At 40.5% G+C, this 20,114-nt stretch carries 17 protein-coding genes and 2 pseudogenes; 2 read left to right on the forward strand and 17 right to left on the reverse strand.

Translation table 11 applies throughout. The annotated features are described in order from the left end of the window. Positions 1-264 precede the first annotated feature (264 nt). The 5 genes from aroE to aroA are packed head-to-tail and all read right to left on the reverse strand — an operon-like array spanning position 265 to position 5,733. Positions 265-1,740, reverse strand: a complete 1,476-nt coding sequence (aroE, locus tag PARA125_RS07890; RefSeq protein ID WP_213158325.1) for a shikimate dehydrogenase — start codon at positions 1,738-1,740, stop codon at positions 265-267. Further along, positions 1,721-2,839 (reverse strand): 3-dehydroquinate synthase, encoded by a 1,119-nt coding sequence (gene aroB / locus PARA125_RS07895; protein WP_213158326.1) that lies wholly within the window; start codon positions 2,837-2,839, stop codon positions 1,721-1,723. The genes aroE and aroB overlap by 20 nt, the downstream gene beginning before the upstream one ends. Then, the gene (aroC, locus tag PARA125_RS07900; protein ID WP_213158327.1) at positions 2,836-3,927 is read right to left on the reverse strand and encodes a chorismate synthase; all 1,092 of its coding nucleotides are present in this window, start codon (positions 3,925-3,927) and stop codon (positions 2,836-2,838) included. Before aroC ends, aroB begins: the two co-directional genes overlap by 4 nt. Beyond that, a complete protein-coding gene (locus PARA125_RS07905; protein WP_213158328.1) occupies positions 3,917-4,450 on the reverse strand; it encodes a shikimate kinase in 534 nt (177 codons plus the stop codon). The genes aroC and PARA125_RS07905 overlap by 11 nt, the downstream gene beginning before the upstream one ends. Beyond that, positions 4,447-5,733 (reverse strand): 3-phosphoshikimate 1-carboxyvinyltransferase, encoded by a 1,287-nt coding sequence (gene aroA / locus PARA125_RS07910; RefSeq protein WP_213158329.1) that lies wholly within the window; start codon positions 5,731-5,733, stop codon positions 4,447-4,449. Before aroA ends, PARA125_RS07905 begins: the two co-directional genes overlap by 4 nt. Positions 5,734-5,867: 134 nt before the next feature. Here aroA and PARA125_RS07915 point away from each other — a divergent pair, with 134 nt between their 5' ends. Continuing rightward, entirely contained in the window at positions 5,868-6,536 is a 669-nt protein-coding gene (locus PARA125_RS07915) for an HAD family hydrolase (RefSeq protein ID WP_213158330.1), read from the forward strand. Here PARA125_RS07915 and PARA125_RS07920 read toward each other — a convergent pair. Continuing rightward, a complete protein-coding gene (locus tag PARA125_RS07920; protein WP_213158331.1) occupies positions 6,526-6,960 on the reverse strand; it encodes a YiiD C-terminal domain-containing protein in 435 nt (144 codons plus the stop codon). The genes PARA125_RS07915 and PARA125_RS07920 overlap by 11 nt on opposite strands. A gap of 162 nt (positions 6,961-7,122) precedes the next feature. Between PARA125_RS07920 and PARA125_RS07925 the strand changes: the two genes are divergently transcribed. Then, positions 7,123-7,569, forward strand: coding sequence for a host attachment protein (locus PARA125_RS07925; protein WP_213158332.1), 447 nt, complete (start codon positions 7,123-7,125; stop codon positions 7,567-7,569). Positions 7,570-7,808: 239 nt separating this feature from the next. Here the strand turns inward: PARA125_RS07925 and PARA125_RS07930 are convergent, their stop codons facing one another. From PARA125_RS07930 to PARA125_RS07975, 11 genes and pseudogenes are all read right to left on the reverse strand, one after another. Beyond that, positions 7,809-9,056: an MFS transporter gene (locus PARA125_RS07930; RefSeq protein WP_213158333.1), complete on the reverse strand. Its 1,248-nt coding sequence runs from the start codon at positions 9,054-9,056 to the stop codon at positions 7,809-7,811. Positions 9,057-9,222: 166 nt separating this feature from the next. Next, a complete protein-coding gene (locus PARA125_RS07935) occupies positions 9,223-9,693 on the reverse strand; it encodes a hypothetical protein (protein ID WP_213158334.1) in 471 nt (156 codons plus the stop codon). Between the two features lie 417 nt (positions 9,694-10,110). After that, positions 10,111-11,301: an MFS transporter gene (locus tag PARA125_RS07940; protein WP_249274270.1), complete on the reverse strand. Its 1,191-nt coding sequence runs from the start codon at positions 11,299-11,301 to the stop codon at positions 10,111-10,113. Positions 11,302-11,850: 549 nt separating this feature from the next. Further along, positions 11,851-12,366, reverse strand: a complete 516-nt coding sequence (locus PARA125_RS07945; protein ID WP_213158335.1) for a hypothetical protein — start codon at positions 12,364-12,366, stop codon at positions 11,851-11,853. 1,381 nt (positions 12,367-13,747) lie between these two features. Beyond that, the gene (locus PARA125_RS07950) at positions 13,748-15,256 is read right to left on the reverse strand and encodes a carotenoid oxygenase family protein (protein WP_213158336.1); all 1,509 of its coding nucleotides are present in this window, start codon (positions 15,254-15,256) and stop codon (positions 13,748-13,750) included. Positions 15,257-15,718: 462 nt separating this feature from the next. Continuing rightward, the gene (locus PARA125_RS07955) at positions 15,719-15,892 is read right to left on the reverse strand and encodes an alpha/beta hydrolase (RefSeq protein WP_213158337.1); all 174 of its coding nucleotides are present in this window, start codon (positions 15,890-15,892) and stop codon (positions 15,719-15,721) included. 51 nt (positions 15,893-15,943) lie between these two features. Further along, on the reverse strand, positions 15,944-16,183 hold the full coding sequence (locus PARA125_RS10205; protein ID WP_249274292.1) for an alpha/beta hydrolase: 240 nt from the start codon (positions 16,181-16,183) through the stop codon (positions 15,944-15,946). Then, a pseudogene (locus tag PARA125_RS10025) lies at positions 16,157-16,582 on the reverse strand (thioredoxin domain-containing protein); the annotation flags it as partial. The gene PARA125_RS10205 and the pseudogene PARA125_RS10025, both read right to left, overlap by 27 nt. Before the next feature lie 261 nt (positions 16,583-16,843). Continuing rightward, a complete protein-coding gene (locus PARA125_RS07965) occupies positions 16,844-17,545 on the reverse strand; it encodes a hypothetical protein (protein WP_213158338.1) in 702 nt (233 codons plus the stop codon). A 499-nt stretch (positions 17,546-18,044) separates the two neighbouring features. After that, positions 18,045-18,407: a hypothetical protein gene (locus PARA125_RS07970; RefSeq protein ID WP_213158339.1), complete on the reverse strand. Its 363-nt coding sequence runs from the start codon at positions 18,405-18,407 to the stop codon at positions 18,045-18,047. A gap of 671 nt (positions 18,408-19,078) precedes the next feature. Further along, positions 19,079-19,837: pseudogene (locus tag PARA125_RS07975) on the reverse strand (IS5 family transposase); the annotation flags it as partial. Positions 19,838-20,114: the final 277 nt, after the last annotated feature.

The following is a 20,114-nucleotide window of genomic DNA, read 5'->3' on the forward strand; positions in this document are numbered from 1 at the left end:
AGTGATTTAAGAAACTACCAATAGAGACATTAGAGTTTCTAGAATCCAATAAAAGAGGGCAACCTGCCCAAAAATTTGCTTTTCTTAATTTAAGTTAAACAGGCCCGCTGATTTTAATAGTCAAATGACAGTTCAAGCAACCTCTTTTGTCATTTGACTATCACAAGGAATAAAAAAGCGGAGATTCTCCCAATTTTAGGGGCATGTAGTGCCTTAGAAACCCTTTCTTCTTGAAATTGTAGCTTTGGAGCCTCGCTAAAAAGCTTACTCATTCTGCCATAAGCAATTGATCACGCTTTTTTCCAAAATTTCTCTGCATGTATGAAGATTGATCTGGGGAAACCAGTGCCTAAATTGCCCTAACGCCTGTTGGATAAACATCTGATAGCCAAAAATAACCTGACATCCCTTGTCCAAAGCCACTTTTAAAAAAAGGGATTTTTTAGGCCTTGTTTTGATATCCATGATCACAGCTTGCGGAAGGATATCTTGGGGGCGTATAGGCATTTCAATGGGTGAACAATTAATTAAAATATCGTACCCTTCTGTTGTGCAAGCCTCTATTTCATTCAAAGCCTTAGCTTCACAACCAAACGTATGCGCTATCTGATGGGCTTTTTCAAAGGAGCGATTGAGGATGGTCACCTGCGCATTTTTCTGAACCGCTTCATAAATAATTGCCTTTGCGGCTCCCCCTGCCCCAATGACGACAATGCGCTTCCCTTCCACCTTCTTTTTGGCTTCAATGGCCTCTAAAGCCCCTATGCCATCGGTGTTAAATCCAAAAATGTGGTTATCTTGAAAACTTAATGTATTAACTGCCCCCACCTTTTGAGCTTTTGCATCCAAGCGAGTAACAAAAGGAACGATACGCTCTTTCAAAGGCATAGTAACGCTCAGCCCTCGAATGGACAGCTTTTTGGCTAATTCTAGAAATAGGGGCAATTCTTCTAATTTTACAGCTATTTTTACGTATACAGCATTTAGGCCGAGCTCTCTTATGAAAGCATTATGGGTCTCATCACTTATGCTTAAATCCACAGGGTCCCCTATCAATCCATAGACTTCAGTGCTGGAAGTAAGCTTGGGGTAGTGGTAACGCTCCGCAAGCTCTTTTGCCGATAATTGCCCCCACAGATTCTTCGCATCTTCCTCTACAGAAGCAAAGGTCACAGGATGGTTGAAGATAGGTCCTAAGATTCGGCTAATTTGCCCCTGCGCGCCCATGCTAATGGCAATTAGCTTTGAATCTTGATTTTTGGACCATACTAACAAACGCATTGCATCTAAAACGGTATTAGCCCACACAGCTATTTTATAAAAATAGGCGGAAATATTCTGCATCTCCTGATATAAATCGTCCAAATTTTCTGGCGTTCCTTGAAGATTGTGGTAGGAAAGAATCAATTTAATTTCTGGGTGTGAGCAAGAGATAGCTTGAATGACTTTTTCTGGTATATGGCTTTCTACATCCAAATAAGAGGGTTTTAAAACTGCTAGCTGGTGAAGATAAGCAATTTGAATCTCTTGAGATTGGCCAAATTCTCCTCCCTGAGATAGGCTTCTTAAGGTAAAAATTAAGGGAATTGAAAAAGTGGATTGTAGTTCTCGCAGGGCAATCTCATCTATGCTTTCAAAGCAATCCAAGCGTAATTCAATCGCATCTGCATACGGCAAAATCCGCTCGATTTGCTGATAGGCCTCTAAATAGGTAGGTCCTTTAATTACCGCACAGAGCATGATCCATCCATTCTACAGCTTGTTTAATCAATTCATCTTCAATGGGCACACAATAATTGGAGTGAGGGATAAAAGGATCCCCAATCTCTTGCAACATGACAAAGCGAGGCTTGCCATGACAGGATTTTTTATCTAAAATCATGGCTTGAAATAAAGCCTCATAGGAAATTCGCCTAGGTAACCGCAAAGGAAGAGCATATTTCCTTAAAATGTCCCTTATTTGGTCAAAAGAATGCTGACTTAAACACCCTTTTATCAAGGCTAAGTAACTTTCTACGAGTATTCCTATAGCTACAGCTTCCCCATGAGAAAGTTCATAATGCGTTAAATGTTCTAAGGCATGCCCAATTGTATGCCCAAAATTCAACAAATGCCTTTTTCCTCTTTCTTTCTCGTCTTGCTCAACCATTTCTTTTTTGATGCGGCAGCTTTCATAGATAGCCTTCTGAAGGATCGCAGACTCTAAAGCTAATAATCGATCTGAATGTAAGGCTAGGTAGCTGAAATAGGAGGCATCTGCGATTAACCCATGTTTAATCATCTCTACCGCCCCATTTTTAATCTCTTCTCTAGATAAGCTGCCAAGAGTTGACACATCCATGATGACAAGCTGGGGCTGGTAAATACAGCCAACCAGATTTTTCCCTCGAGGGGTATTGACACCTGTCTTGCCCCCAATGCTGGCGTCTACCATTCCTAAAAGAGTAGTGGGGAGCATGACAAGAGGAATTCCGCGACAATAGGTGGCGGCTATAAAGCCGGCTAAGTCTGTCACTACGCCCCCTCCTACGGCAAGAAGGCACGTGTCGCGGCCCAATCCCTTTTCAAAAAGCTGATTTTCTAAATTTTCTTTGGTTGCTCGCGTTTTATAAGCTTCCCCACTTGGAAAGGTGAATAAGGAAGCCTCTAATCCCTCCTTTAAAAGCATCTCTTTTATTTTTTCCCCATATAATGGGCCGGTAATCGTATCGGCAATAAGGGCGAATTTATGACCAAATGGCTTTAAAAACTTAGATAGGTCATTTAAAATATGTCTGCCAATTTTAATCTCATAATGGATCTGGGAAGCAGGAATGGAACAGGTTAGCTGATAGGTCATAATTTGGCGCACCTATTCAAAAGCATAGCATCCGCTAGCACAAGCGCTAGCATGGCTTCTACCACAGGAACCGCCCGAATCGCCACACAGGGATCGTGCCTCGAACCTTCTGGCAATTGAAAACTCGCTTCTTTCCCTTCAGTTGTTAAGGTATTTTGCCTTTGCATAATACTTGAAGCCGGTTTGAAAGCCACCCTCCCTACAAGTGGCATTCCGTTTGAAATTCCTCCTAATGCTCCTCCTGCGTAATTAGTGTCTGTTCGAATGCTTCCTTTGTCATTTTTAAAACGATCGTTATGCACAGATCCACGCATCGACACAGATTCGAATCCAGACCCTATTTCAAACCCTTTTGTAGCAGGGAGGCTCATCATCGCATAGGCTAGATTTGCTTCCAATTTTTGATAAATTGGATCGCCTAAACCCACCGGGACATTCCAAGCGACAAACTCCACGATCCCTCCAATGGAATCTTTTTGTTGCATGGCTTCTTCAATTAAATGCTCCATTTCAGGCGCAAGAAGGGGATCGGGGCAAAAAAGTGAATTTTTTTCAATTTTCACCCGCATCTCCTCGATTTGATCCCATTCAGGCTTTGCTTGTAAATGGCCGATTTGCTTAATGTAAGCCAGGGTTTGAATGCCTTGTGTTCGCAAAAGTTTTTTGGCGATGGTACCTGCCGCTACGCGGCATGCCGTTTCTCTGGCGGAAGCTCGCCCACCCCCTCGATAATCAAAAATCCCGTATTTTTCTAAGTAGGTGTAATTTGCATGGCCTGGTCTCAGTAAATCCTTGATAGGTTCATATTTGCTAGAATCAGCATCGCGATTTGGAATCAGAATACTAATAGGGGCTCCGGTAGTCTTTCCTTCAAATACTCCTGAAAGAATTTGAGCCTTATCCTCTTCACTCCGAGGGGAAGTGTAAAGGCGGCGTCCTGGAGCTCGAAGGGCTAAAGCGTGATGAATCTCTTCTTCTTCAATTTCTAAACCAGCTGGGCACCCATCAATCACCACCCCAATCGCTTTGCCGTGAGATTCTCCCCAAGTTGTCATCTTAAATAGGTTGCCAAACGAGTTACTTGCCATATTGGAACTCCTCATGATTTAAAATGGCAGCTGTCATTTCTTCCTTGTTTAGATTGTGCGCTTCGATTATCACATGGGCAGCGGCTTCATAAAGCGGCAGCCGCTTTTCTGAGAGCTTATAGAAAGCTTTTTCAGGCTCGTGTTGGCCTAAAAACGGAGGAATCTCTGCACAGCTTATTCGATTCCAAATTTCCTTAAGAGGCACCTTGAGATAGATTAAGGTCCCTAAATTTTTCAACATTTCGCTATTTTCTCTTAAATGGAATACCCCCCCTCCTGTAGCAATCACGCTTCGGCGCCGATTTTGCAAGGCTAACACTTGCTGCTTTTCAAGCTCTCTAAAATAGAGTTCCCCTTTGGTAAGATAAATTTGTCGGCAGGAAAGCACATTTCCAAATTCTTTTTTATACGCCGATTCGATCATTTCATCGGTGTCAAGAAAAGTCCACTTCAATTGTGCTGCCAATATTTTTCCAATAGTTGTTTTGCCACATTTAGGCAATCCACACAAAATCAAATTCATGCAAATACCTCAATGTTAGCTCCCAATTGGTTAAAATCGCGCGCGAAGGTGGGAAATGTTTTAGAAATACATTCTGTGGGAGCTAAAGAAGTTTCCCCTATCGCCCCCAGGCCTGCAACTATTAATGACATAGCCATCCGGTGATCATGGTAAGAATGTAGCTTTGCTCCCCTTAAAAAAGATTTCCTGGCAATCAAGCCATCTTCCGTCTCTGAAATGTCCGCTCCCATTTTTTGCAATTCAGCTGCGATTCCTGCAAGGCGGTTGCACTCTTTTTGTCGCGCAATGGCGGCATTATAAATCCGCGTTTCCCCCTCTGCAAAGCATGCTACAACAGCTAAAATAGTAATGGAATCGATAAAGTTATTAATATCTACAGAAATACCCGAAAGGTTTCCCCCTTTTTTAACATAGAGCGTATTTTGCACTGCATCAAAGTGAAGTTTTGCTCCCATTTTTTGAAACACCACGAAAAGCTCTTTATCCCCTTGAGGATCATTCATATCGATGTTTTTTATACAGAGCTCCGATCCTGTAATCAAAGCTGCAGCAACCGGAAATGCGGCAGAACTTAAGTCGCCGGGCACGGTGTAGACAAAACCTTCATAGCAAGTGTTGCCAAAAAGGCGATAACGCTCAAAATCGCAATTTTCATAGGGAATACCCAGGCGATCCAACCAATGAAGAGTCAAACTAATCCACGGTTTTTCTCCTGCATTTTTGACAAGCAATTCAATAGGCCCTTCCGCAAAAGCTGAGGCAATTAACAAAGCTGATATGGGTTGAGAATCTTCTCCTGACACCATGGCTTTTCCTGCTTTAATTGGCCCTTGAACAATGATGGGAGCGTACCCATCCCCCCGCATAGAAAAGGTGGTCGCTCCTAATTGAGAAAGGCCATTTAAAAGAGGCTGCATAGGCCTTTGATGTCGGATAGAATAATCTCCCGTCACCACAATTGGATGGGGGGCTAAGGCCCCAATTGCTGAGCAAAAACGCAAGACAATTCCGGAATTGCCCGCATGGATCACATCTTCCGCATACCTAATTTTTCCAGCTGTTCCGTGTATGACGAGATAAGTGGGAAAAACTTCAATTTTAGCTCCTAAGAGCTGACACGCGCCGATCATCGCTTGCGTATCGGGAGAAGGTAGGTAGTGGTAAACGATACTTTTCCCCTTAGCAAGAGCCCCAAAAAGGATCGCTCGCAAAGTATGAGACTTTGAAGGAGGGATTTGGATTTCTCCAGCCAAAGAGCTTTTCTTAATCACATATTGTCCCATTTTTGGCTCCTCTGAATCTTTTGCTCCTATTTTCCTTCGTCATCCAAATTAAACCAAGCTTCTTTTGAACAACTGGAGATTTTGATCCTTATTTGATAGAATTGTTTACTAAAAAATGAGGACGGGAGGGGGATATGAAAATCCAAGCTGTTTTTTGGGATTACGACAACACAATTCTTGAAACTGCCGAAGCGCACTGGAATAAACATTTTACTATTTTAAGGCGACATGCTATTCACTTGCCCGAAAAGTATCGCCAGCGTGTTTACGAAAACAATGGCATCCAAAATTGGGAATGGATGAAAGCGGAATTAGGATTGAATCTCTCCCAAGAAGCTTATCTGCAAGAGGTTGACGCTGAATTTCACAGCCTTACGAATCAATTAAGCATGCGCCCAGGCGTCTTGCAACTCATCGAATCGATTCAAAAGTTAAAAATCCCCCAAGCCATTATTACCAATGCCCGTCGCAATTCTGCCGAGCCTGTATTAAAGGCTCGAGGAATCGCAGCTTTCATGCAGTTTATCGTATGCAAAGAAGATTATGCAAGCCGAAAACCAGAGCCAGATCCCTACTTAATGGGATTAAAAAAAATGGCTGAAGCCCTCAATCAACCCATTCTATCAAAACATTGTCTCGCCATAGAAGACGATCCCAAAGGGGTGGAATCTGCACATAAAGCGGGCCTGATTGTGGTGCATCGCAAGCTGTATGAGAATGAGATAGATTGCCCCTATGCAGATTTTTCTTGTTATGATAGAGAAGATTTTTTAAAAACTATGCAAAAGATCCTTAAGTTCTAATCGCTGCAAATGTAGCAGAGTAGCCCACGCATAATTTCTTATGTTGGGATATTTTAGCAGCCAACTCAATCCTCGCTTTGCCCCTCATTTTTAGAGTCTTTGTAAATTTTTCCCACTCTTCTTGGGCGGGGAATTCACATTCAACCCTAAAATCCTCATTCACAGGGGCATGATAAGACACAGTACTCTTGGTAATCACAATTTCTACACGTTCATTCAATAAATGGAGATAGAGTAAACTCCAACATGCTAGAGTCGCTACGGCGTGTAGGCTACCTCCAAAAATCGTTTTTTGATGATTGATATTATTTGCCAAAGGGGCAAACAAGACAACTTTTTGCATCGTAGCCTCTTCTACTTTTATTCCCATGGCAAGGCTAAGGGGAATATTTTCGTGAAGGTAGGCTTCTACCTGTTTTTCCATATTCATTTCTTTTTTAAATAAGCGAACTTAATTAAGTAAACCTGTCCATCCAAAAAATATTTGACTTACTTAAAAAACATTCATATAAAGGATAATGAATCATAAAGAGGTTCTCTTTTAACTTTAACAAAAAAAGAAAGAGTTTTTGCAAAGGAGACTTATATGACAACCAAAAACAATTCTACTACCTGGGTAATCGTGGCAGATAAATGCCAAGCAAAAGTTTTTCACGTGGTGAAATTCCCTAAACTTGAGGAAATCGGATATATTGAACATCCAGAAAGCCGAGCTCGTAATCAGGATTTAGTCTCTACAGAGCCTGGGCGCAATTTTCAAAGAGGAGGAGTTACAAGGCATTCTTACCAGCAAGAAACTGAACCCAAACATTTAGAAGCTATTAAATTTGCTTCAGAAATCGCTAGATATCTATCTGTAGCCAAGCAAAAAGAGAAATTTCACCGCCTTTATGTGTTTGCTGAACCTTCGTTTTTGGGACTGCTCCGCCAACATATTGACCCTGAAATCCGAAAAATGATTGTCTCCGATTCCTCCATCAATCTCATAAATTCTACTATCGAGGCAATTGAAACACATCTCCTGGAAATTTGAGAATCTAAAAATGGGCCAAAAATCCGGCGTAAAATGTTAAGGCAAGGGCTGTCCACTCACTTAGAGGAATTAGAGGTACCCCCCTCTATTCCATTCATTGTGTCATCCATTTGATAGCAAAGTTCTCTTTACATTCAAAACCCTTTTCCGTTTAAGCATGGCAAAATTTAACTAAACCCAAACTGCATTAAATTTTTAGGACTCATGACTCCAAGACAGGATTTTTGCAACTTTTTAGCTTAGATTTCTTTTTGCCCCAGCTTAAAGCAGTATCTCACAAAAAAAATACCAGCCGTTATGAGTAAGACTCCTCCTCCTACTTGCATTGAAATATAAGGATATTTTCCCACAAATGAACCCGAAAAAAGTGGACTAATAATAAGAGCGGCTGCATTCACCGCGCTTAAAATACCTAAAGCCTCTCCCTGGCCGTCAGAAGATGCGGTCTGGGAAATTAAGGTTGTGGAAGAAGGCGTTACAAACGCCACAAAAAAGCAAATTAAAAACAAAAGGGGCCAAATTAAAGAAGCCAGTGAAACGAAAGGCATCATTAAAATGGCAAAGGCCGCCATTAAATTTCCCCAAAAGAAAAGTTTTTCGGTAGCTAAACGCTTCACAAATGGTCGAATGAATAGGCCAGTGCTTAAAGCATAGAAACACCCCGCTGCAGCATAGAAAAAACCCAACATGGGAGGAGTAAATTGCAATTGGGAAATCAAATAGACTGGGGTAAATTCAAAAAAATAGGACCACCCAAAATTATGCAAAAAAGAGCAGAAGAGAACCGTTCTAATGCCTTTAAAATACAAAGCTTTTCTTAAGCTACTAAAACCTTTATTCCACTTAAACTGCGGAGGAGAGATCGCAGAATGTGTTTCCTTGAATAAAAAGTAAACCCCTATAAGATTTGCCCCCATTAGCAGGAATGCAAAAAGGAAAGGCAGACTATATCCAAAATTAGATAATATTCCTCCAAAAAATGGCCCAAGGGTAAATCCGACACCTAAGGCCATGCTGTATAAACCAAAATGAGTGGCTTTTTCTTCCTTGCTGCTTAGATCGGCAAGGGCTGCTTGAACAATCGACATATTTCCCGCCGCGCATCCAATAATTACTCGAGAAATGCATAAGAGCCAAATATTGCTCGCTGTCACTCCCCAAAGGGCACAAAGATAGCCCACTAAGGCAACTCCTATGCTTATTAACAAGGGTTTTTTACGTCCCATGCCGTCAGAGATCGCCCCCCATAAAGGAGAGCTAAAAAATTGTGCCAAAGGCATCAAAGCAATCAGAATACCTAAATACAGCCCCCTTAAATCCTGGCTCATTTCTTGTGGTAAAAGAGCGAGTGCTTGATCAAAAAGCATTGCCGCAAATAAGGGATAAACCAGCCCTACACCCATATAATCGACAAAAGCAATAAATAAGGTGGTGTAAAGCGTATTTTTTTTAAAATTTACAAATAAAGTTGGTTGAGAAGAAGACATGCAAAACTCCGTTAAAATTTAAAATGGCAAAATAACGAAGGCGCCGGGAGAGAATTAAAACGAATAATAGATTTTGAGGAGGGTCTAATAGGAAACAGGCTGGAAGGCAGAGGAGGGCCAAAAGAAAAATTCAGATTAGAAAAAAATCAATTGAATGCAAGGCTGTTTATTTAAAATGGAGACGTTTTTTTTTCCTTGCCAGAGAAATATGGAAATCTTGGCCGAGCAGCTTGGAGCTGGCCCCATATTTCTCTCTTAATTTTTCCAATTCAGGAGATTCCACTTGTAAAACAGCATAGCTGGTATTTCTAGAAGATTGTAAGATAATAATTTTTTTTAGCTTAAAATGAAAGATTTGCCCAATTTCTTCTGGATAAACATGCTCATCTGCATAAAAGACACTGATATGGGCACCTGGAGAATCACTCCTACGGAAATAAGGGGGCATTCTAAACCCTTTCTCTTTGAGACCTAGCTTAGGAAAAAGGGTTCGAATATAAGCATCGTCGACTTTAAGGTAAACAAAACCATCCGATTTTGCTGCCAATCTCCCTTCCAAAGGCAAATGTTTATTGGCATAATCTACCGCAGCTTGCCAAGCAGGATTTTCCTGAATGATAGGATGTTTCTTGGACAAGTTTTCTCTTGAACATCCAACAAAAAAGTGAATCGCTAGAGTGAATCCTACAAAGGTAAGAATTTTAAAATGGTTCATGAGATTCCAAAGTAATATGATTCAATAAACAGCCTTCGCTAATCAAAATTTCTTCCCCTATAATCCGCGGAACATTCTCCTCCGCCAAAAATACGGCTGTGGAAGCAATATAGCTTGGCAGCCCAATTCTTTCAAGTACCGCTCGTAATTCTCCCTATTTCCAAAATCGCTTAGATCGATTGTAGCGATACAGATACTTTAACTGAAAGGAGGATAAATTTTCTGTTTGCACTTTTTGCTTAGAAAAGAGGGATAGGGACCAAATACCTTGCTAGGGGATAATCTAAATGAAGGGGGTCACCCCTCTGCTGTAATCCTTGCCACTTTTTAACTTATGCTTCATTTTGAATGATTTTCTTGGGGGGCCTTTATCACAAAAAATGAGACTAGGCCAAGAATAAAGGCTATCGCAGAGCCATACAGATAAACTTCTCTTAGGTCGATTTGAGCAAAGTTTTCTAAGGGGCCCACCCCAAAAGCTGCCATCCCATATCCAAGCAAATAAAAGGTGATGACCATTCCAGGCACAGAAGACGCAAGCGATTTTAACCTTTCACTCCCAAAGCTAATAAGTAGAGGAAGAAGGACAGAACAACCAAAACCTGCCAACCCAGACACCGTTATCGCCAAATAAGAGGCTCCTTGGGGTAATAAGGCAAGCGTTATAAATGCCAACATCGAAATAAAGGGAAATACTTGAAAGATGACCTCTTGCCGAAAAGCTTTTTTTGTGACCGCAAAAAAAACCCTTCCCAAAGTTGCCATTCCCCAAAAGGCAGCCAAAGCAAGTGACTGCAAGTCGTGGGAAGCCTGCATATGCTTTTTCATAAAAATAGGAAGCCAATTTCCATTTAACGTTTCTACAATCCCATACAAAAAGGCAAAAGTAGCAAAAATCCAAAAACGAGGGGAAATGCCATTCGCCATATAGTTTTTTTTCTTAAAATCTTCCTTTTCACCAGGTAGCTTTAAATGAAGGCTAAAAACAAATAAGGCCCCAAAACATACAGCTAGCAGTAAAGGCAAACCCCACCAACACCCTATTGAAATAGAGAAAGCACTAAAAAGAGGACCCACAGCCGTTCCAGCACCTGAAAGTGCATTTAGCATGAGAAGCATAAAATCAACCCGAGACGGATTTAGCAAAGCTGCCGTGGCATTAAGTGTGGGGGCCACCAATCCATATCCTATCCCCACCGCCCCTGTGGCAAATAACAACAGGGCATAACTTAACAAAGGGCAGTGCATAGCAAAAGGACTTGCTGCCAGTAAAATCATCGAAAGCATCGTTAACAACAACCCGCCTAAAAAAACAGCTTTGAAACCAAATTTGCCGCATATAAGGGGATTTATAGCAGAGAACACAATCGACAATAGCGCCTCTGGGATAAATAAGCTGCCATAGGCAGTTGTGGAAAGGTTAAATTCATAAGGGTCGGTAAAAATAGGGCTTATAGCAGGAAACGTAATCACTGCTAACCCTTGAATCAGACCCGCAAAATAAATAGCAAAAGTTTCTTTGCGCACCATGAGGCCCTTCCATTATGAACGAGGAGATTTTTATTCCTCCATTGGCAAACGTCTAGCTGCATAATTGGAAAATAGCTTTTTCGAAGAGGTTCACAACAATAACTCTACCAAAAAAGCCTCCCTCTTTAATAGAAGAATATCTAAAAAAAGATAAAGCCAGAATTGTTTTTATGCCTAATAAGCTAGATTACATTTTCCTTGCAGGCTAGCAGCGAAAATATAACGAGGAATTGAAAACAGAGATGGCTTGCAAAGTCGCTCAGGGTCTTCGAATTTATTACCTTTTCAGTTATTAGTGTGGAGGTAGGCTTAAGATTGCTTAGTGCATAAGAGAAACTCTCTTAAATAGTTTAGCCCCATACGCAAAATGGCAACTTGAGACGAGGATGGAATCAAAAATACTTAAAACCTCTTCTATTGCATTCCCTATCCTATCGACATTGAAGGAGAATCCAGAACTCTTCCATTCACCCCTATTCTATAAGAAAACCAGGAAATGAGCAGGCCTAAACGATGATGCACATAATCGCCCAGCTGGAAATCATCCATTTATTCAATGCCGGGAGATTTCTTTGATACCCTTGGGTGGATTGGGTAGGCTCTTAAGGCTTCTTCATAGGATTCTTCGAACTGGCTTTTAGATTTAAAGGAATCATGCGGATCCATCGTTCGATAAATTAAATCTCCCTGAGAAATTCGTGCTATTGAAATTTGGGGATCATGTAACCCCCTACCCTTCTGATCGTGATTGTAAATGGTTATTTCCACATTTTTCACTGAGAATGGCTTAACCTTAATAAATTTTTGGATCTCTTTATTTTCGTTTATTCCCTTTAGCAAGGTAGAAGCAGACTCTATTAATATTTTTCGCAACTCCTCTTTCGTAAAAGGATATTTTGTGTCAAAACACAGCCTCACTTCTTGGATATGCCCGCCAGGCATCGTAGCACCTTGACCACAAGATTTTAGGTTGTATTTTTTTTGGATAATTTCCGCTGTTTTAGCTAGAATGCAGCTCACAAACTTTTCCGCTTCATAAGGATGATGTTCCTCTCTAGGAGACATAGTCACCCCCGCAAAAATTAATAGTAGCACACACAAAAGGACTATTTTCATAAACTCTGTCCGTTACTTTAAAGGTAGTAAATAATATGTTTTTGCAATTTTTCTCGAAAAGTTGGGCTCCTAAACTCCTGTTTAAAGAAAGGAGGATCTAGCTGTAAATCAAGCTCAATAATTGTCCTTTGTTTCTCTTTTGGCGCAATCAGTTCTTGCTTCCATTGGCAAGCACATAGCTTACAAAACTCGCAGACCATCCTTGATTCATCGCATGGTTTTTAAGCCTTATCAATTATATCCCGAATGCCCTTTTTCTTTTTCCTTTTTTTTGCTCTTTCAATTTTAGCTACCATTAAATGCTAAAACTTTTTTATGGTTAATCTTTTTACCCTCTTTCCATAGGGACACTGCGGTAGCCAATTTTTTTCCGCGAGCAAGAAAGCATGCTTTTTTGGGTGGCGAGATTCCCTCTTTTTGGCTAACGCGTCTTTAAAGGCGACTATGCCAAGTGCATACTCAGCAGCTAGCTTCTTACTTTACGACTTTCTTCTCCAAGAAGTCAGGTGATTTTCTTCGGGGAATTTGGATTTTTTCATGTTCGCGCGCTTTTGCTTAAGGTTAAATTTTTACACGAACGTCTATTTTTATTTGGATAAAATTATGGGGAGCAGGCCAAAAGCTTGCCTAATTTGATTTCTTTTGTGTCAGACTCAGAGCCATGAAGGTTCTTAGATGGCGTTTTACAAACTCCTGCTCGTGGTAAATTCTTATGCAGCTTGTGAGAGTGGGGGTAGCCACTCCAGCAAGTCTTTAGGATATAGCCAGCCATCCAAAAGCTTTAGGAGCCAGATTTTATAGCGTGAAGCCCCTTTCTCAGTCGGATCATCGTTAAATAGGCGTATCGCCAATCATTTTTGGATCTTTTAAAAGGCAAATGGAGAAGAGCCTTTATGGGCAAATACCCAGGTGAAGGGATTTATTTTTGATTAAAAACATTAAATGACTTACTTCAGGGTATTCTCGATTAGTAATGCCATACTCCCCTTTGGCTTGGTATCCCAGAGATTCCTGGGCTTTTATTGCTGTATCACTTTTGACACAAGAAGCCTATCAATAATAGGCTTAGCGCTTAACCCGCGTACACAGGGTGGGCCCTATGATAAATTGTGATAGAATTGCCTTTCAAGGCCTGCTTAATACGCTCTATCTCTGAATCAAATCTTTCAGGCCGGCGCAGGTCGTAGTTGCCCCCCCTACCTTTTTCTTCATACAGCAGCTAAAATGCGCCCTGCCTGGAGGATCAGCGTTTAACTTAGCAAAAGGCTTTAGGTCTTCTTTACATTAAGGAAGTTAAATTAACCGTTTTGCTTTAATAATTATGGCATAATCATTGAAAGTATTGGCCATGAAAGCCTGCAGGGATTGCATGAGGGGCTCTAGCCCGCCCCAATTCTTTAAAACTTTTACCATCTAATATAAGCAAAAAAGAATCCCTAAGAACATGGTCCAATACCACAGCGAGGACAACCCCTTCATCTTCCTCTTTAGCATCGGGGGCCGCTACAAATACAGGCTCCCCTGCGGAACAACCATTTTCAGACCACTTTAGCCACTCTTTTGTGACCGTATTGAGCTTATATAAACCTTCACCATTCAGTAATTCTTTTTTATCTTCGCTCTTATCGTTAAAACCGGTCAAATACACATAGTGATAAGGTTTTCCATCTAACTTTTCGTTAATTCTTGGAAATTCGTTGGATTGAGGGAATAAAATTTCTGAAGCAATTTCGCCCGTTTTAAGAGAGAGAGAAAACCTTTCTAAGCGGGATTGATAGTTACCGCTAGGAGCCGTGTCAGAGTTTACATGCAAACTTTTACCGGTGATAATGCTGGCATCTTCATACGTTACCATGTCAAGGTGGAGTCTGTCATCTTTTTCAAAAGCATTGGCATGATGAAATGCAAAAAAGGGCTTTGTCACATACTTACCAATGATATCCCCATTTTGCCTATTTAACACGATAAAGCGGGTTCCTCTTTGTGGTTGCCAGGTAAAATTTTTAATAAAAGCCTGTCCCTTCACAATTAAATCCAGAGGCTTAACCACTAAAGGAAATTCGGTCAAGATGATATATTTTTCCGTGACTGCAAAACTATGCATATAGGCAGGCTCATCTACAGGGATCTCTGCAAGAATAGTCCTTTGAAAAGAGCCATCCATTAAGCCATAAAGGGTATAGTAGCTAGTCAAGCCAAATTTGATAAGATAGTTAAAGGTGCACTTTTGTTCTCCGTCATAATGAGGATGAGCAGATTCCCAACATTTCTCTTTTGGTAATTGGTCCTGGTAGTTCAGTACTCCCAAGGTATCCAAAGTCTGTGGGTCGAATTTTACAGGTAAAGGTATCTCAGTCAGGGCAATATATTCCTCAGCTAATTTGGCTACATTGACATTGGCATTTTGAATAGAGGGGTGTGAAGGGGAAATAAAAAAAGTTAGAAGCTTTTTAAATAGAGAGCGGCAAGGGTCAGAAGCAAACCCTGAGTAATCCAGTGAACCTTGTTCAAAAACAGTGCGATAAGCATCTGAACGGAGGAACTTGTTAGTATACCTCACCTTCCCCTCCTGAAAGGAAAAAGCGTGCAACATGGCGAGCCCATCAAACCAGTGTACATTACTTTGTCCGTTTACTGTTACATTGATAGGACCATTGCGCACTAATGTTCCTGTCAACCAAGTTGGGACTTTTCCTGTAATATCAAGGGGATGATTTGCAACTTCTTCTTGAAGCTCAGCCAAAACGTCGAATGCCTTCGGCTTTTTATTAAACGAGACAAACACCATAAATTCCCCTAATAATAAAAGAATCACGAGTAGAAATTTGTAAAATTTCATTATCAATCCTTGTTAAAGACATTTAAACCCTTTAAGTGTATTTTTATTAGTTTTTTCAATATTCGCCAACTTTTTTTAACCTTTTAACCAAACATAAAAAATATTTTTATTTTCTCTCTTTGTTTTTTAACCCCTTTCTAAAAAACAGCGCTGCTGCAAAAAATTGTGACAAGGTTCACACAATCAAATTTCCGTCCACTCGTGTATCCTTGTTCTCCCAATTTATAAGCTAGAACCACCTCCCACTCCCGCTGAGAGAATAAAACGGGCTTTAGAGGTAGAAACTACTAGCCCACTCACCCCAATCAACTTAGCTTCGCTCACAAAGGCAGGAGCATTCTTGAAGTCTTTTGGAAGAAACTCATTTTTCCTAAACCTTGAAGTCCGCTTAAAATAACAAGTCGCCAGGATTAAGAAACATTATAAGATGAATCCCTTTCGAGGAAAAATTTTGCCTAAAATTTATAATTTAGTTTTTATCCAATTCATGCAGAGTAATTTCACTTCGTCTGCTACTTCATCAAGGAGGTGTCCTGTTCCTGGTAGTAAATGAAGCTCTTTTGGATTTCGAGCGAGGCGATACACCTCTTCGGAGCAGATGGGAGAGAGGATTTTATCTTCGAGTCCATGGATCAAAAGTAAAGGCTGCTTTTGAAGCTGCTTTGCAGCTTGTACTGCACCCTAACTCTAGGTAGGCAAAGCAACAATACAAACGACTTGTGGGCATAAGCTAGCAGCTATAATCGCGACAGCTCCCCCAAGAGAATGCCCAATCAAAGCAATACGAGTGCGCCCAAGGATAATTAGCTTGTTAATCCCATAGATGACATCCTGCACACAGCTGAAGAGGTTTTTCGGATGTCGATATTTTACACGCAAAGTAGAAACCTTTTCCTTTTCATGGAGTAATGAAAGAAAACCTGGCATTCCATAACGTGCAGTAGGAGGAAAGTAGGTCCCTGCTAAAAAGGGTTTTAAGTCAGGCGTCATAAAAATGGACATAGGCCATCCCCCGTGGCCGGTCATTGTTTACACACATGACATATAAATATGGTCTAAATCTGGGCGTTCCTCACGGTCTACTTTAATATTGATAAAATGCTCATTCAATAGCTGAGCTATCCGCTCATCCTCGAATGATTCTCTTTCCATCACATGGCACCAGTGGCACGCCGAATATCCGATCGATAAGAAAATTGGCTTATCTTCCTGTCTTGCTTTTTCTAAAGCTTCTTCTGTCCAAGGATACCAATTGACAGGATTGTACTGGTGCTGAAAAAGGTAAGGACCTAAGGAAGAGGCGAGGTGATTTGTTTTTTTGCTCATATCCACCACCTTGCTAATAAAAAAAATAGTTTAAAAACTCTTTAAAATTTTACAAAAAGAAAATGAAAAAGCTTTCCCCCAGTACCCCAAGGTACTTGAAAACCACCTCTCCAAATGCTTTTATGTGTGAAGCTTTTCCACCCCCACAGCCTAGATAAAAAAGAGTTAGAGCCCTAATTAAGGAATTTATAAACCCTATCGCATGTGAATTTTTTTAAGTAAGTAATGGATGAAAAACAAAACAGACAGAGACACGTACAATTATGCATTTATCAAATTTGAGCATGTTATTAATCCAGCACGGGAAATAATCGCTTCATCAGACTTTTTAATTAAGATCCTTTCTGCCACTTGCCCCGCTTGAACCACTACCTCTTTCCATTGGTTTGACCAACATTTTAACACCTGATATCTAAATAGGGAAAATAGTCCTCGCGAACGATAGATAGGACAGAGCAAATCAGAACTACCTTCCTTATACAGTCCCACCATCTTTCCTAAAGGATGGAATATTTTAGTAAAGCGCCGCTCATTTTGTCCTGCAAGACGAAGGAATTCTTGTCCAAATATTTCATCATAACAATCACGATTTATTAAGTTTGTAATAAACCATGATCTGCCCATTAATTTCTTGAGCCGGCCGGTTAACTCACCTTGCCGAACAGAAGTGCATACTAAAATTTTTTGAGGCGAACTTCCATCTTCTTGGTCCAAATAAGCAGTTTTCCAACGCCAATGAAAGCAATATTTTCTTACCTTTCCTGTAAATGTGCTCCAGGCAGTTTTCGAAATGTGAAGATACAGGGTAGGTTCAACACTTTCTGAACGATTAGAATTTCCAAAAAATGAGATTTTATAGCGATAAACGGTTTTTCTGTTTCCCTTTAACACATCGTTATTTCCAAAAACGCCTCGTTCTTTAGTATAATGGGTAAATTCAGAATCATCGCCATAAATTTTCATAACATACGCTCCTAAAGGTTTTTCAAAGTTAAGTGTACCATATTCAAAATAAGTGACAATGATTATAACCGCGATCAGCGTTCTGTACTTGTGAATAAAAAGGGGCGGAAGGGAGATTATAGCTCATCTACCCAAAGCACGTTTGGCTATTCGGCATGGATTCAGAGGAAGATGCCTATTTAAAGATAGCTTGTACCATTCTAGAAAAAGCTTCAAGGAGGATCTGCTTAGAGTAGTAGAGAGAATTGAGGCATCGGCTTCTTCTGGATTGCCTGCGATAAAGTTCCTTCTAGGAGGATTCACATCTAATGAAGTTACAGGGCACCCAATGACACAAGAATAGGGCCGAGTATGCCCCCCTCATAGCCCCAATATAAAGCCATCACTTCCTCTGAGGCCTTATTAGGAATTTTGCCCATTATATTTTCTGTATAAAATTTTTTGCCAAAGTCGAGGAATGTCATGAGTTCCTGCATGGCTCTCATTTGGCGTACAGCATTCAATCCCTATTACCACATAAAGAAATACAGCCTTCCTCGTAATTTAGTCTTTCCTGCTGTTCGAAGAGCTCCTTTTGACACTTCATAATGTATTTAAGAAGATCAACAAAATATTTCACAAAAATAGATTTTGAAATCCGTTTTTGGGTAGCCTTCATCTTTTCAATATGATCACAAAGCAGCTCTACCTTCACTTTTTGAGGCAAGTGATAAAAATAGATGGCCGGCAGGCCTTCGATCAGTTTGCTTGATTCTTGTACCTCCTTAAGCAATTGTACTTCTTCTACTATTTTCCCTCTAAAAATAAAGGCGGCCAATATAATAACCAGAGCCAACATTATTAAGGTTTTATCTGCTTTCATTTAGGTTTTTCCTTTATGCGGTTGCATTAAAATTCGGTCAAGGATGGACTCCTTGAAAAACAATTGCCAAAAGAGAGTCATAAAAAAGGAATAAAGGGATTTGAATCATCATGAAAGTAAGTATCATCAGAGCACACCACCAATAGGAAAGACGCTTAGCCCCTTCAATCATTTATTGCTTGATTAGCTGCCTTTGATGGGATTTAGCATACCTTAGAATAAAAGTTGCGAGTGCAATTGAAATAGGAGGTGCATGGGAGCCAGCCTGTGGCTGCTCGAGGACTAAAAAAAATTGTTAAAAGTAGAATAGGCCCAACTATACCTGCGAGATACCACTTTTTGGCACGCCCTGGCAAACCTAATTCCGTAAAATTCCTACCAAAAAATAACATCCAGCCATAGGCCCAGCAATATAGGACGCTAATGCTATTTGAGGGATTGACCAAAGATACGGGTGCCCTTGGATAGATTCTATAAGTTTTTTATTATCCATTTTTTTTGTTAGGTCTCTAAAGGTGCCACCATTGTTGTGCTTTTTTCTAGGCATCTCTTTACTCGTATGATTAGAAGCGAAAATGAAATACAATTTTGTCTTAATTGACAACGGCTGTGTTGAAAAAATCGGTTTAAAAATTTAATTAAAATTTTCAAAAGTTTTTACTCCTTATTTCTCATGTTGCCAATCTTCTCATCTTGTTGAATAGAATACATCTGAACCTGCTTTCAACTTTCTGACGTTCAATCGTTTTTGAAAAGAATTGATCGCCAAATAAGCGTTTCAAACTGGAAAAGGCCGTTTCCACTAAAACCCGGCGATTATAGCCTGTCAGCTTTCCCCAAAGCGATCTAGCCTGTCGATCGCCTCCAAGACCTAATATTTCCAATATGGCTATATCTCTCTCATCGTTTTTGAACTTATATCTGGCATTCTTTGGAGGTAGAATTAAGGGTTTGGCTCCCTTCTCTTTGATGACTTTGCGCGCCTCCTGCCTATCGTATCCTCCATCGGCCATCACTTGTTTTGGTGAACGGGTTAGTTGGTCCAGTAGAGGAGCTGCCATTCTACTGTCTCCAACCTCTGAAGTTGTTGTGATTTCCGCTATGATTTCCAAAGTCTGGGGGTCTACTGCTAAGTGGGCTTTCATCCACTTACGAGGCCTTCTTTGCCCATGCACTTTTACTTTCCATTCGCCTTCGCCTACCACTTTCATACCTGTTGTATCAAGGATGACTGTTCGGCTGTGTGCGTGGGAGAGCTTACCTAACTTTTGAACACACTTGCACATCAGGGTGTAGTCTGGAACCTTGCTGCCTGCTAAAAGTTTTGCTAAAAAGAATTGTGCAAATCCTTGAAGGGCACGATATGCCAGCTTAAATTGAATTTTTAGCATGAAAAGATTCTCAATAAGCACATTCGAGTACTCGGTTGGTCTTCCCTTGGTAGGCTGTCATTTTACGGCTGGCTTGAGAAGTTTTGGATCTAAAAGAAAAGTTAGGCTTCCACGTTGAATGAGTTGTTTGTTATACTGTTGCCAGTTGCGTTCGCGCATCAGAAACTCCTTGGTCTTTTCTTTGGTCGGAAAAAACAAGGAGTTTCTTTTTTTCAAGGGTTTTTAGCAAGATCCTAGAGAGAATTTTTCAACACATTCATTGACAACTAACCATTTTTTCAACAAAATGCTTTGAGAACTACCTAACAAATTGCTA

It is taken from the genome of Parachlamydia sp. AcF125, from assembly GCF_018342475.1.
GTDB lineage: Bacteria > Chlamydiota > Chlamydiia > Chlamydiales > Parachlamydiaceae > Parachlamydia.